15 protein-coding genes, 1 rRNA gene and 1 pseudogene are annotated in these 13,677 nt (G+C 40.2%); 3 read left to right on the plus strand and 14 right to left on the minus strand.

From position 1 onward, the window contains the following. Window positions 1-289 precede the first annotated feature (289 nt). The gene (locus FQV28_RS03310) at window positions 290-607 is read left to right on the plus strand and encodes a 2-acyl-glycerophospho-ethanolamine acyltransferase (RefSeq protein WP_255472787.1); all 318 of its coding nucleotides are present in this window, start codon (window positions 290-292) and stop codon (window positions 605-607) included. 154 nt (window positions 608-761) lie between these two features. Here the strand turns inward: FQV28_RS03310 and FQV28_RS03315 are convergent, their stop codons facing one another. From FQV28_RS03315 to FQV28_RS03375, 13 genes and pseudogenes are all read right to left on the minus strand, one after another. Then, window positions 762-1,313: an SMI1/KNR4 family protein gene (locus FQV28_RS03315; protein WP_146494178.1), complete on the minus strand. Its 552-nt coding sequence runs from the start codon at window positions 1,311-1,313 to the stop codon at window positions 762-764. 405 nt (window positions 1,314-1,718) lie between these two features. Then, window positions 1,719-2,402, minus strand: coding sequence for a hypothetical protein (locus FQV28_RS03320; protein ID WP_146494179.1), 684 nt, complete (start codon window positions 2,400-2,402; stop codon window positions 1,719-1,721). A 164-nt stretch (window positions 2,403-2,566) separates the two neighbouring features. Next, a complete protein-coding gene (locus FQV28_RS03325; protein ID WP_146494180.1) occupies window positions 2,567-2,791 on the minus strand; it encodes a hypothetical protein in 225 nt (74 codons plus the stop codon). 97 nt (window positions 2,792-2,888) lie between these two features. After that, window positions 2,889-3,314 carry a hypothetical protein gene (locus FQV28_RS03330; RefSeq protein ID WP_146494181.1) on the minus strand — a complete coding sequence of 142 codons (426 nt, stop codon included), beginning with the start codon at window positions 3,312-3,314 and terminating at the stop codon, window positions 2,889-2,891. A gap of 222 nt (window positions 3,315-3,536) precedes the next feature. Then, window positions 3,537-3,944, minus strand: a complete 408-nt coding sequence (locus tag FQV28_RS03335) for a hypothetical protein (RefSeq protein WP_146494182.1) — start codon at window positions 3,942-3,944, stop codon at window positions 3,537-3,539. Window positions 3,945-4,254: 310 nt separating this feature from the next. Then, window positions 4,255-4,359, minus strand: a pseudogene (locus FQV28_RS19425) (Type 1 glutamine amidotransferase-like domain-containing protein); the annotation flags it as partial. Between the two features lie 264 nt (window positions 4,360-4,623). Further along, window positions 4,624-4,998: a YbaN family protein gene (locus FQV28_RS03345; RefSeq protein WP_146494183.1), complete on the minus strand. Its 375-nt coding sequence runs from the start codon at window positions 4,996-4,998 to the stop codon at window positions 4,624-4,626. Between the two features lie 477 nt (window positions 4,999-5,475). After that, window positions 5,476-6,753, minus strand: a complete 1,278-nt coding sequence (locus FQV28_RS03350) for an MFS transporter (protein ID WP_146494184.1) — start codon at window positions 6,751-6,753, stop codon at window positions 5,476-5,478. Window positions 6,754-6,850: 97 nt separating this feature from the next. After that, a complete protein-coding gene (locus tag FQV28_RS03355; RefSeq protein ID WP_146494185.1) occupies window positions 6,851-7,411 on the minus strand; it encodes a DNA-3-methyladenine glycosylase I in 561 nt (186 codons plus the stop codon). Window positions 7,412-7,739: 328 nt separating this feature from the next. Then, window positions 7,740-8,024, minus strand: coding sequence for a hypothetical protein (locus FQV28_RS03360; protein ID WP_146494186.1), 285 nt, complete (start codon window positions 8,022-8,024; stop codon window positions 7,740-7,742). Window positions 8,025-8,137: 113 nt separating this feature from the next. Then, complete coding sequence (locus tag FQV28_RS03365; protein WP_146494187.1) at window positions 8,138-8,959, minus strand: class I SAM-dependent methyltransferase; 822 nt, start codon at window positions 8,957-8,959, stop codon at window positions 8,138-8,140. Window positions 8,960-9,350: 391 nt separating this feature from the next. Continuing rightward, window positions 9,351-9,680 (minus strand): hypothetical protein, encoded by a 330-nt coding sequence (locus FQV28_RS03370; protein WP_146494188.1) that lies wholly within the window; start codon window positions 9,678-9,680, stop codon window positions 9,351-9,353. A gap of 216 nt (window positions 9,681-9,896) precedes the next feature. After that, the gene (locus FQV28_RS03375; RefSeq protein ID WP_146494189.1) at window positions 9,897-10,568 is read right to left on the minus strand and encodes a 5'-methylthioadenosine/S-adenosylhomocysteine nucleosidase family protein; all 672 of its coding nucleotides are present in this window, start codon (window positions 10,566-10,568) and stop codon (window positions 9,897-9,899) included. Between the two features lie 1,506 nt (window positions 10,569-12,074). Here FQV28_RS03375 and FQV28_RS03380 point away from each other — a divergent pair. Next, complete coding sequence (locus FQV28_RS03380) at window positions 12,075-12,599, plus strand: RNA polymerase sigma factor (protein WP_146494190.1); 525 nt, start codon at window positions 12,075-12,077, stop codon at window positions 12,597-12,599. After that, a complete protein-coding gene (locus FQV28_RS03385) occupies window positions 12,586-13,389 on the plus strand; it encodes a hypothetical protein (protein WP_146494191.1) in 804 nt (267 codons plus the stop codon). Before FQV28_RS03380 ends, FQV28_RS03385 begins: the two co-directional genes overlap by 14 nt. A 161-nt stretch (window positions 13,390-13,550) precedes the next feature. Here FQV28_RS03385 and rrf read toward each other — a convergent pair. Beyond that, window positions 13,551-13,666: ribosomal RNA gene (rrf, locus tag FQV28_RS03390) — 5S ribosomal RNA — on the minus strand. Window positions 13,667-13,677 lie beyond the last annotated feature (11 nt).

The following is a 13,677-nucleotide window of genomic DNA, read 5'->3' on the forward strand; positions in this document are numbered from 1 at the left end:
AGTTTCTTGTTTTGTTCTGCTTGATTCATCAACATACCTTATTTGCTGACGAGGACAGTCTCCTTATTCGTGTTGCAGAATGAATCGCTCCTCACCTTCGCCGTCTTATGGATTGCTTTCCAGGAAAATAATACTTATGCGAAGCTAAAAGAAAAGAGGCTCGGGTGCTGTACTGATGATCTTCCAGGTGGAGTCGCCATTCAACAACAGCTCTGATCAGTTCTCCCTGTTGTCTTCCACTTAATCCCTTTTAACGATATAATACATTTCAAGAAGCGAGGTGAAAATTTTGGCAAGAGAAAATCTAAAGCTGTTCACGACGATTTCGTTCTATATCGCCTTGTTTACCGCACTTGTGTTTCCCATCTCTATATTTCTTTCACTAAGTACGTCGAATGAGAGCGCACATTCCCTGTTGGCTGCCCCTGTGTTGATCTCTTCACTCGCTTCTTTGTTTGCCCTTCCCTTCAGCATTGTATCGCTGTTCAGCAAAGAACATCTCGCCAAAAGAATTTTTGCCATCCTTGTGAATTTATTGCCGATCGCTATCATCGTTTATGGCCTGACGCTTGAAGTGATGGATGAATTCTTCCGGCCCGCTCCTTAACAGAAAGTGTAACATTGGTCAGATCATTAAATTAATGGGTTCTTAAAGGCGGCCACCTCTCAACTGTTCTCTAATCTAAAGAAACATCTGCCGAGAACCACATGATATGTAAACCTTATAAGCACCTGCTATTTGAAAAGTGCCTGTGATTGGTTTATTCATCGCCCTCCAAGTAATAGCGGCTAGCCGCATTGTAAATCGGCCATTGCCAAAATGGAGCCCCTTGAGCCACCACAAAGCGATCCAGAAACAGGTGGAAGTTCAGGGTCAACGCCGTTGGCCCGTCATCGTTATCAATTCGGTAAAGGTAATTGGGATCTTCTTTCTCAATCGCTTCCAGACTGATGGCCAAGTAGTGGTCATAAACGAATCCAATTGGCAAGAAACCAGGGTACACTTCCATGTAATAGAGATTCTCTCGCAGTTCCTCGACAGAAAACACCTGCAATCCGCCTCCGCCTTTGCCTCCTAAATCCGTAACGAGTTGCAAGATCCATGCTCCGTTGTATTTCAGCAGAAAAGACCGATAGTCCTTTGGCAGTTGATGGACAATCTGTCGTTCAAACTCAGCGATGGCCGCTTCTTCGGCAGGGGGATTAACCGTGCTGGTACTCCTGATAATTGCCCCGTCCTCTAGAATTAACAGCCGTTCGCTGTTGCTATCCACCACTTTTAGAACTGCCTCCATAATCTCTTTGATGCCCATGTCATCACTCCTTAACTAATTTTCCCACCAGTCGTTTCTAGGCGATTTTTTTGATAATTATATTCTTTGAAATCTTCACACCACATTCATATTAGCATTTATTTCCATCGTTATAGAGTACCTGGATTTCTTTTTTTATTTAAGGCGTTTGTAAAAGTACACTTCTACGAACAAAAAAGAGAAGAAACTTCAAATGAAGATGCTTCTCTTGATAAGTCTTGCTATGTAAATATATGTACTACACAATTACAATTCTGAAACCGTATAGAATAGTCTTTTGAATGTATCATTTTTTCTAGTAAGTTCACTTTCGCTTCGCATTCTGATTAAGTCAATGGAATGAGGAATCTGAATGTAACTGAATTAGCATTATGTTACATTCAAAAACAAAAGATTTTGTTCAGTTTAAAAGCCTTCATAAATTGTTATTTTCCATGGCAGCCACATCAAGTCTTCTTCCGCTCCTACCAGGTCCTTGAGCACATCATTCGTATAACGAGCAAGCTCTTCGGCCTTCAGCCGTTCCGGAAACAAACCGTATTTATTGATTGAAAGGGTTGGATCAAGTGCCAGAAAATCCTCGAAAAGATGATTACCCAAGAAAGAGAGAAACCGTCCACCCAACTCATAGCCTGCAATGTCGTACCCTGCGAATATCCCACCGCTGTTGGGAGGTTGATTTTTTTTCAAGCAGTAGACGACTCCCTCCCCGTCTCCAGTTTCGTCATTGATAGGGTCCCGCCAGTCATGAAAGTCCGGAAGATGCTTCTCGTCAAGGCTAATGCCGATCAGACTCACCGATGGATCCTGGGGTCTTGCTTCCCGATAGCCTTCCAGTGCGTCTTCCAGCGTACCAAATACCATGGATACCAAGACCTTATCCAGCACCGATTTGGATAAGACGGGTGTCGGCCTTTTAGACTTTCGGCCTGCCCAAATGTCAAAAATGTTGGGAAAAACACCGCCTACTTCCTCATCCATCGAAATCAGCTTTTCGACGTGGAATCCGCCATCTTTCACTTGGGTGAGGTAAAAGGGTTGATTGGCGCTTGCTGCAGAAAGAAGAAAATAGCCACCACTGTATTCCATCCGTTGCACCTCCATTTTTGGTCTTCCGTTTTGTACCTAAAGAAATTGCAGAACTGAATGTAACTTAATTGCTATTAAGTTACATTCAGTTTTAGTTCGACAAATGGTTCAGCCGTAAAAGATTATATAAAGCAATATCGGCTCATCATTTTCGAGAAAACTAGTTATTCTTTAAAAAGTTTTAATTTAAAATCATCATCATCTGCATTTTTCATTTTCTCAATGCTTTCCAACCATATTTCCCACATAGCGGGATCAGCTGTGCCCCCATCCTCTAAAAATGACATACTCCCTAACATCCATCCAAGTTCATCGGAATCTGTCGATGAGTAGAAATTGTCTAAGAAAATAAACATTGCTTGGTAGGCTTCTTTCTCAGTTAACTTCATCGTTTCATCACTCCTTTTTTCTTGTTCTCTTCTTTCCCTAAATATGGGTAAGTTGAATGTAACTTAATTCACAGTAAGTTACATTCAAAAGTTTGTTTTACAACTCATACTTAGGTGTTTTTAAGAGATATCTTGGGGGAGCTCCATACGCTTGTTCAGCTTCAAAGTAGGCTAATTCTCCGGGACGGCAGGAGATGATTGAAGGAAATCCAAAACCGACAGCGTGCTTTAAAGCTTCCTGCAGTGGCATTTCTTTACCATCGATGTCTTTATTGAACGAGAGGGAGTAACACATTTTCTCCGCCTTATTTCTTTTAAGTAGCTCAAAAATGTCTGATGGATCGGAATTCGGAGGTGGAATTTCGAACATATACTTTGTCTTTAACATCCTCTTATACGAGTGGCAAAGCCGATCTAGGGCAAGATCTCTTTTCTCTGGCTTGAACAGTTCATAAAGAACTCGTTCCTGTACATGTTTATCAAAGAAAGATTTCACGATAAGTTCTTCCAGGTCCTTCTTCATTTTGATTCCCTCCCATCCTATTTCGCTTATTCAACTTTTATGTTTCAGGAGTTTTTGAATGTAACTTAACTGCACTTAAGTTACATTCAAACCCTATTCCCTCCCCTAAAATTTCCATTTAGATTATGCCTAGGCTTTCTTCATTTCCTCCAGATCGTTAGCTATTGCTTTAATCCACCTGCCGTTATAAATAGCATCATTGTATTCGATTGGCATAAGCAATTATGAGTTCATCAATCTATTAAATTTTTTATCGTACTGACTTCGCTTTAAAAAATCTGAACGCCAATAATCATATAAATCTTTTCGGTGCGCTCTTAAATAAGTTTTTAATATTTTTTTCAAACCAGAATCGTAAGAAAATAGAACCCCTTTCCCCAAGCTGTAACCTTTATCAAAATAAAATGAAGCACTTTCATAGTCTTTAATTTCCTGATATAAATAACCGACTAAGATATAGCCACTAGCTAATTCTTCTGTTACAAATTCTTCATCATTCAAGTTACTTTTAAAGAACTCTATCGCTCTTAATTTTTTCTTTTTCGGAAATAATCCAGGTGAAGGATAACCTTCGTTTACTAAATCAATATATTTTTTTGAAGGATTTTTTAACTTATTATTGCTTTTCATTTTACTATCTAACTCCTTAATGCTTTTTGTTGACCTTCTTCCTTCACTCGGACAGTAAGGCTATTCCTTAAAATATACGTAGCGACAAAAGAAATAGCTAGTTAATATTGGAAATAAAACCGGTCTTAAAAGTACACGTTTAAGAGCACTGCGAAAACCTCAAAAAGACCACAAAAAAAACGTTCGTAAATGTCTTATAACTTGTTACGAACGTTGGTTGATCTACATCCACTTTTCAGTGCAAGATAATGGTTAGAATCATTGCAAAGTATAGTGGAAGTAACACTTGGGCTTAGTCTATTCTCTTGATAATACACAGAGCGTTAGAGTCAGCAATCGGCTTTCCCAGCATTTTAACCAGCGCATTATGTATGCTTTTATTGATGATTCCTGCAGATGTAAGCAAAAATTTTATGACTTCAACTCCTTCTCACTGTTAGTTTATAAAACTTCTAATATGAAAAAAATATTGCCCAAGCTTTTCAAAGACCAGAGCCATCTATCTGACTCTTTTATAAAAATAATCCCATTTTAAAAGTATGAACTGCTGCGTTTCTTTTATTATTATCTCTTGTAATGGTATTTTGTCCCTGAAAGCATTCAAGTAGCTAGAAACCCAAAGTAACTTTAACAAAGTGCTATTTCCCACTAACGACGTGAAGCTTATGAAGAATGTTTTTCAACTTTTTTTTGTTTTGATCGTCTTGATTTTTTTGATGAAATAGTAATGCTTGACCAGTGCGAGCAACACCAAAATAACCTGGATAATAAGAATATTTACAAAATACACAGAACAAAGGATAAAGAAGTCGGCAATAAGATTGATGCGGATTTTCTCTTTAAGAGTCAAACCTCTGTTCTGTCGAAACCCTTCTACGTACTTGTCATAAACTGTCGTACTTTTAAACCATCGATCGATTCGCTTGGAACCTTTTGCAAAGCAAAAAGATGCGAGCAAAATGAATGGAACGCCTGGCAGCAAAGGCAGAACAACACCAGCCAATCCTATTCCAAGAAATAGAAATCCCAGCGTAAAGAAGAGTATATTTTTCATTTATCTGACTTCCTTATCAGCAAACTCGATGAGAGATCTTGTTTGAATAAAAAACATTTGATCTGTACCATCCCTTTACAAGTTTCTATTTCCTTCTATTTTATACCGGACCTACTTATTAATGCCATGGGAATGGAACAGTTGAATGGCGAAATACCATAAACAGGTGGATCTATCTTCTGTACATAATGCCAACGGATGAAACCGTGACATTATAGAATAGATAGAGTAAATTTTATGGTTTTGCGAGATAAAAGGAATCACAGGACACCTGTTTAACTATTTATATGTTATAACGAAGCTTTTACAAATTTATTCTCTCCGTGCTCTTCTTGCCATCCCATTCTTAATCCGCCTAATAGCATACCGAAATCCCACTATTGATATAGCTAGAGGCAATCATGATATAACATGCTGTCATTTAAAGTTAACCCAATCTTGATGTTAAGAATTAAAATCATTAGCTTCTGGATTGACTTAAGCTTTTTTCGGTGGAGCCGCTAGTAAAGAGGCAATGATTCCAAGCAGCGGAAAAACCATAATGACCCACAGTACTTCATCATAGCCGTTAAACCGGTCAAAGAACAGACCAAACGGCAACGGACCGAGTGCGGAGCCGACAACCATGACAGCCATCGAAATTCCCGTGATGCTGCCAAGATGCTGTCTGCCGAAATAGTTTGGCCACACCACACTAAGCGTCACCCGTTCAATCCCCAGCATAAATCCCCAGACAACCGCAAAGACAATCGCCGTTGAATAGACTGTCGTTTCTTTCAACAGAAAAATCGACAGCAACTCCCCTGCAAACACCACAGCCAGCATCCACTGCACCCGGACTTTATCCAGGAGATACCCCGCCAAAAACGTCACCGGGAAACCGATGACTGCCATCAGACTCAATACTGTCGCCGCTGTTTCCGGTGCAAGGGACTGAAGCGAAAAGATGGAAACCAGATGGAACGTCATGCCGGTATTCACCAGTGCAGGAACCGCTACGCAAAACAGCAGCAGCCAAAACGAGCGCGTCTTTTTCGCTTCGTTCACTGTCCAGCTGATATCAGCAGTTAGCTGTGCTTGGTCTTCTTGTTCATTCCCAACGGGTTTGTTGTCCGGCCGCAATCCGATATCTTCCGGCCGGTTTCGGATGAACAGGAAAGCAAGCGGCGTGAATATGATGATGATGGAGGCCCCAAGGATCTGCCAGGCGGTGCGCCAGCCGTAAGCTTCAATCATCCAAACGTTGATCAGCGGAAAGGCGGCTGAGCCGATCATTCCGCCAAGCGCCGCGAGGCTTAGGGCCCGTCCGCGTTGCCCGATAAACCACTGGGGGACGAGCGAATTTGGAAGAAGCGTCATTGAGCCTTGCCCGAACAGCCGGACTGCAAAGAACCCGATGAACAGCATCGCCCAGTTGACGACAAAGCTGTTGAACACACTTGCCATCGCCAATAGAACTGAAATGATGACAGCCATTTTCCGTGCGCCGATTTTATCGACCAACCGGCCGACCATAAACAGCGAAAACCCGGCAAGGAGGGTTGCGGCCGAATAGATGCCCGAAACAACCGAACGGCTCCAGCCAAATTCCTGGATGTAATAATCAATGAATATGGCATTCGAAAACGTCTGCCCGGGACCCGAGAAAAAATGGGAAAGCCCGGCAATAATCACAATCAGCCAACCATAATAGAATGGCGTTCGAATTGCACTCGGTTTGTTTCCAGTTTCAATCTTCTCTTTTGTTTCTGCCATTGATGTCCGCCTCCAACGAAAAAGGAAAGTAAGTTTTTCTGATTTCGATTAACCGGTCGTTTGCTTGCTTAAATTCCGCACCCTTTCTCCTTTTCTATTAGTTATTTGAAGTATGAAATTCACAGGATTGAACATGGTCATCTACCATGCCAATCGCTTGCAGAAAAGAATAGGTGGTGACCGGTCCTACAAATTTGAATCCCTTCTTTTTTAGTTCTTTACTAATCTGGACGGATAGAGGGGTTTGAGCAGGCAATTGAGCATCATTCTCCCAGTTATTTATAATCGGTTCAGAATTGACAAAGCTCCATAAGAAGTCAGCAAAGCTCCCGAATTCTTTTTGGATCCTCAAGACCGCCTCCGCATTGGTACGAACCGATTGAAGCTTCGACAAATGCTTGATGACCTGATAATTCTCTTTTATCGCTACTAACTCCTCATCACTCAACTCAGCGCAATACCCTATGTCAAAATGATGAAAAGCATCCTGGTAAGCTTTGCGCTTTGCTAAAACAATACTCCACGATAAGCCTGCTTGTGCACCCTCCAACGTTAACATCTCGAAAATATACCGATCATCCCAACTAGGTCTGCACCATTCCTCATCATGGTAAGCCTGCATGAGTTCGCTGCTTTGCGGCCATACACATCCGTTCATTGTTCGTTTCACCTCTTTCATCTTGTTGAACTTACTTTACCATTCTTACTGTGGCAACTGTATGTCATATGACAATCTAATCACGGATATGAGAATTTTGAATAATTAACCATTCGGAAAAGTATATTCGTCCAAAATAAGAAGATAAAAGCTCAACTAGCTTCTTCCCTTCCAGTAATATGGTGATATGCAAGCTAATTCTTTCGCAGAGAAATGCTGCAAAAGAAAATAAAAAACTAAAATTTAATACTAGTTACTCTGTGCAACTCGTAAATTATATTTAATGATGAACACCCTAATTTCGTATTATATGTGATGCAATAATAAGTCATTGTTTCTTCTTTTTCCGTGCTAAAAGTAGAGGTGCTATATTTAGCAGGATGGAAACAATGGTCAAAAACCATAACACCCTTTCAAAATTAGGCACTTCCCCTACAGCTGACCAATCTTGCCTTTTTACCCATTCCGATACAAGACTGTATTCTGCACAAAGTGTTAGTGCTGTGAATGATAACCCCATGGCCATCGCAAATTTATAATCTTTTCCCATTATATACAGATATAGATTTAGAAAAGTTGTTGCTATGGCAATAAGTCCTAATATGAACCACATGATTACACCTCCAGCCCCTTCTCTCCCGATGGTTTTATTCTGCTTTTGAAGATTACTGGTATGTATAGTAATTCTGATTTCCTTGCATTTAGCAGCTCCATAGCCAGACTAGTTTAACTCTTCATGCCGCATGCCATCACAAAAAGCATCATCGCATATGAATCCGGGTCTTCTGACAGCCTTTCCGTTACTTTGCTGATATGCGAAAACTCCTTTTCAGTCAAGATCCCATTCCGGTAAAAGCCTTCAAACCGCTTCGGATCAAACTGGGTTTGAAAACCTTCCACGCCCGCCAGATCACTATGGACAGCCACCGTCTCCAGCTCGATTTCCGTAAATCCTGTCTTTCGTAAGAGACGCGGCAAACTGCGTCCAACGAGCCGATTTCCGCCTGCATTGCTTTGCATTTCGGTGAGTTTCCTTGTAATGGACTGAAACCCTTCAATATCCGGCTGGATGATACCAAAAATGCCAGCATCAATATCAATAATGGTCAGCTTCCCGCCCGGCTTTAATACACGATGAAGTTCAAAAGCTGCCTCTTCCGGATTATGCAGATGAAGAAAGAGCATGCGCGCCACGACAAAATCATAGCTGTTGTCCGAAAGACCCGTATCAAACACGGAAGCTTGTACAAAATTCACATTCTCTCGACCTTTTTCTTTCATTAGCTCTTCCGCTTGCTTCAGTAAATCCTCGTCCAGATCCAATCCGGTGATCTGGCTGTCCGGCAACCGCTGGGCCAACTGCTCGGTGGCAAATCCCGGACCGCAACCGACTTCGAGTATATGCATGCCGTTCTGTAAACCGAACCATTGCAGATTCCGGAACTCCTTTTCCCACCCCATCATGACCTGCACTTTCAAACGCTGCACTTCTGCGCTTAAACCAATGTTGGCGTTCCCTGCTTTATACGTCGATTGAAAAGAATTCATCCTCATCCTCCTGATATTTAAGAATCGGAAAACTATCGCCTTAATAATAACGTATTTTCTCTATTTCCGTTTCCAATGTTCGGAAAATTAATTTCATTTTTCGTGCATGTGGAAGCGTTCGTAAAAGTACAGGATTACGCACAAAGAAAAGAGCAGCGGATTCTAATACCATTGCTCTTCATAAGAGTTGGATTCTTGAGCAGTAAAAACACTCGCTGAATTAAGATTGTCGGGCTAGCTCAGAAGAATTGCTTACAGTCGATTTGCGAGCAACAAGGTAAAATGATTTCATTCCACCAGAGCATTACAAATTCATTCCTTACAAACCAGCGGAAGGACAGGACGAACCATTCCTTGTTGCTATAGGCTATATTTTTTGCCTCCCTCTTCCTTATGAGAGGTAATAGTAGCCGTAGAATAAGACGGGAACCAGGACAATAAGGAGAGAAGCCATCCAAGTATAGTTGGATTTTAAGAGTTCCGATCTTTTCAGAAAGAACCGGTTGCCGATTGCAGCCAGCAAACCATAAAGAGCACTGGCGAAAAGGGCTAAAGTCAGAAAGACAGGAAGCAGCCCCTCATCCAGTGTCGGATCCAGTGTGTAGCCCAATTCTTCCGCAATGTACAAAAAGCAGATCACCCAGAGGCCAAGCAAGAAGATTGCCAACCAGCCCAATAATAAATTGAATAAAATACCCAATAAAACATACAAGGGCTTCATCTCTTGCCGCCTCCTTTTCAAAGGTTTTTAACAGTTAGAAACTACTCACTGCCGAATATTTAAAAAGGAATTTTCACTTCATCAGTCCCGCTTGTTCATTTAACGGTTTTTTTGCGGAATTAGCCTCTGCACCTTTTCGGTTTCATTCTGAGCTTCTCCTGGTTTATCGTATACCCCTTCTTCATCTTCTGATGCCAAAGCGTCCTTAACATCTATTTAAATAAACCTTTTTAAATATTCGCCAAATATTTTGTTCATAACATTAGGTGTGTTTTCTAAATAAACATTGATTTGCTGCAAGTTTGATTCGAATGCATCAGCATTACTTTCTTCAGTCGGAAAATCAGATATTCCTTTTATTATTATGCACTCAACATCATTCTTCTTGCAGATATAAGCAATTGCACCCGCTTCTGTATCGGCTATTGTTATGTCATTTTCTTTAAGTTCTAAATAGTCCTTCCACATAACTACGGCTTTATCGGCGGTGGCAATTGTTCCTGTATGAAAATCATTTCCATATTTTGATAAATCAATATCGACTATGAAGGATTGTTTAATAAAAGGCTCAATTTCTTTTACTGTGCAATCATATTGAACAGCTTTATCGGGGACAAAAATATCCAAATTACTGAACTGATCATCTATTCCTGCACATGTTCCAGCAACGATTACTTTGGTTAAATTAAATTTAGAAATCATATACTGATTACCACCAACACCGTTTACCTTTCTTACTCCGGTACTATAAAAAATAAGTTCAGTATCATTCATTGTCCTAGTGAAATACTCGCCATAAGGATAATCGAAACGTTCGTTATCTTTTATGCTAAAGTATTCCAATGTCGCTTCATATTCCCACTTCGTTGCAATACTTATTCCTATCATCGATTCATCACCCTACAAATGAATTTGTCACTACTGTTTGTCTATACACGGTTTGAATTTATTTTTATCACTATCCACCATTATTTGAAAATCAAATAATGAAGCAACTGTCTCAAAAATACTTGTAGAAAGCTGCATGTTCTCAACTATTGAGACTTGTGATAAACTAATATTATCAAAATTTTCCAGCTAATATAAAAGAAAGCAACCATTTTAAAGAAACTCTTGTTAACTTCTAGGTTTTCATCTCTATTTTTATAGTTGCTCGAAAGAAAACGTAAAAGAGGAAACATTCACTTCTAATAAAGTGAATGAGGACACTTCAAGTATATCTGAATATATGCGTATCCTAGAAAGTGAGAAAGGGAATGGTCCAAACAAATGCGTATTTTTCTCCTGATTCTCTATATCTTCTCGTTCATCGCTTCGGTTGCGATTGTCCTTCTAACCCAATGGTTGTCCTACGATGTCAGCGACGGGTATGCTGGAGGCAATGGGAACCCAGGGAGTATGTTCGTGCTGTTGGGCTATCCTTTACTTGCTTTTTTCATTTACGGAACGATTGAGTATTTGATGCGCTTTCTCATAGACAGGGAGAATCGGAAATGGTTCCTTCCGACTCTTGTTTCGGCAGGATTCCTAGCTCTCTGTATTGCTGTTTACACAATTTGGTCAGCTTTTCAGGTTCGCGAACAGCTGGCAAGAGAACTTCCAGAATACAATCCAAGAATAGAAGACATTCCTTTATGGAATTCATATACGAATGACGTTTTCGTAAATTGGCTAACTTTTCTGGCCATGCTACTGTTTTGCTATGTTATAGGTAGTCTCTGGGCAATTAAACGAAGTAAGTGAGTTGCAAGAGGTTTGCCGTTATACAAAATTAAACTGCTCTAAACAATACTGCCGCTTAATCATGAAATAGCAGTGTTTGTTGCTTTACTACAAACACCAGACTCAGAATGGATTATCCTAATACCTTCTATAATAATAAAACCTCATATTGAAACGCCTTCAATACGAAGGCGTTTTTATTGTTTAATCGTCAATGGAATTAAAGACATCCCTTCTCCAACAAAAATTATCGCTATAAGAGATTTTATCTATTCGTTTTTGTGATTTAAAACGAACAGATAAAGATTGAGAATATTTCTTTTTTATTCTAATGTCAACAGCATTGTTTAACATAATTAGTATTTAAGGAGATTCCATATAATCCATTGATATGTAAACCTGGTCTTCTCCTTTGATTCATTTAAAATCGCAATTGATTTAACGATGAACCTATTCCTTCACTTGTTTATTGGACTATTTGAAAAGAGTACTTTTAAAAGTGGAACATCAGAAATTGACTTAGCTTTACAGTGCCTATCCTCTTTAAAAATCCATACTTCTTGCATCTAACGATTAAAGGGAAGAAAAATTAAAATAAATATCAAAAAACACGACTTTTGGTTTTTGTTTACGTCTAACAGTTAAAAACCATAAATTAGGAGGCGAGATTCCTTGACTAACGAGAGAAAAAGCGAAATCACTGAATGGTATGAGCAGCACAGTGATTCGATATTCAGGTATATATTGCTGATGGTCCGTGATCATCAACAGGCGGAGGATTTAACACAAGAGACGTTTATTAAAGCATTCCAGTATTATGACAGCTTTGAACGAAAGGCAAACGGAAAAACCTGGCTTTTTCGCATTGCCCATAATCTTACCATTGATTTTATTCGAAAACAAAAACCCCTAGAACTCTTAAAGGAGCTGGTATTTCTCGGAAAAAACACGAGCACTTTACCTGAAGGAATGGTGGAGATCAGAGAGAACTCAACAGAACTTTACCATGCATTAGGCCAGCTGAAAGGTGCATATCGCGAGGTCATTATCCTGAGGAAAATAAGGGAGTTCAGTATACAAGAAACCGGAGAAATTTTAAATTGGTCCCAAAGTAAAGTGAAAAACACCCTTTCCCGTGCCCTTTCCGCATTGGAAAAACAATTAAACAAGGAGGGAATTATCCATGAAAAAAACTGACGGCACTTATACGGCATTAGACAATCAGTTGAAACAATTGGATCAGGATATCATTTGGAACCAGAAACACAAAGCAAAGCTGCACTCCCGGATTTTATCGAACCTGGATAAGCAGGAATCCAAAATCCGATTTTTCAATGGCTTTAAATTCACCTCCAGTTTAGTGCTGTGCTCAATTCTTTTAGTAGCCGGAGTTCTGTTCCTTTCACAAAATATCCTTCAAGAAGAGGGTGGTTTGACGACAGGAACAAGGACTAGCTCAGATGAAGGACCTGCCTCGGTAGGAAGTGAGGAGGCAGGTGTCGCAAAAAGCAAAGAAACCATTCAAGCTGTCATTGAAGAAGAATTCAATGGGCCAGACGAGACGTATAGAGAATTATGGGAAGCCGCTATGGAAGCTCAAAACAAGGCAACAACTCAAGAAGAGTTTGATGCGTTACAAGAAACGCCCGTATGGCAAAATTATTTGAACTACATGGCTGATATGTATGCTTCTTATTTCACAGAGAATGGCTATGACAATTTTTTAAATGCCACACCAGCTTTTATGTACAGTGGTTTTGATGGCGAATATGAACTGGCAGCGTCGGATATAAAGATCAGCCAGAACGAACACAATCCGAAAATGTATCAGTTTACTTTCCAAGTGGAATATAAAAACGCCAATGGAGAAGTCCAACCGTATTCTTTCGAAGGTGAAGCCATTGCCTCAGAAGAAGGAAAAATTGAGAAGCTGCAATTCCTGGATAAGGATGACTTGCTTACAGAGATGAATGAAGATATTTATTGACGCTGCCTTTGGGCAGCGTTTTTCTGATTGGTTGCATTCAAATGCTTTAAATCCTTTTCAAGCTGTTCGTAAAAGGATTCGTTTACGAACAAAGACATAAAAAATACCGCTCATACAACACAAAAAAGGCCAGAACCGAAATCGGTTCTGGCCTTCTGTATGCCCAGCGACGTCCTACTCTCACAGGGGGAGACCCCCAACTACCATCGGCGCAAAAGAGCTTAACTTCCGTGTTCGGGATGGGAACGGGTGTGGCCTCTTTGCCATCATCACTGGACTCTTTTTCAG

Origin of the sequence: Planomicrobium sp. CPCC 101079, from assembly GCF_007859275.1 — a bacterium.
In the GTDB taxonomy this organism is placed as follows: Bacteria; Bacillota; Bacilli; order Bacillales_A; family Planococcaceae; genus Planococcus.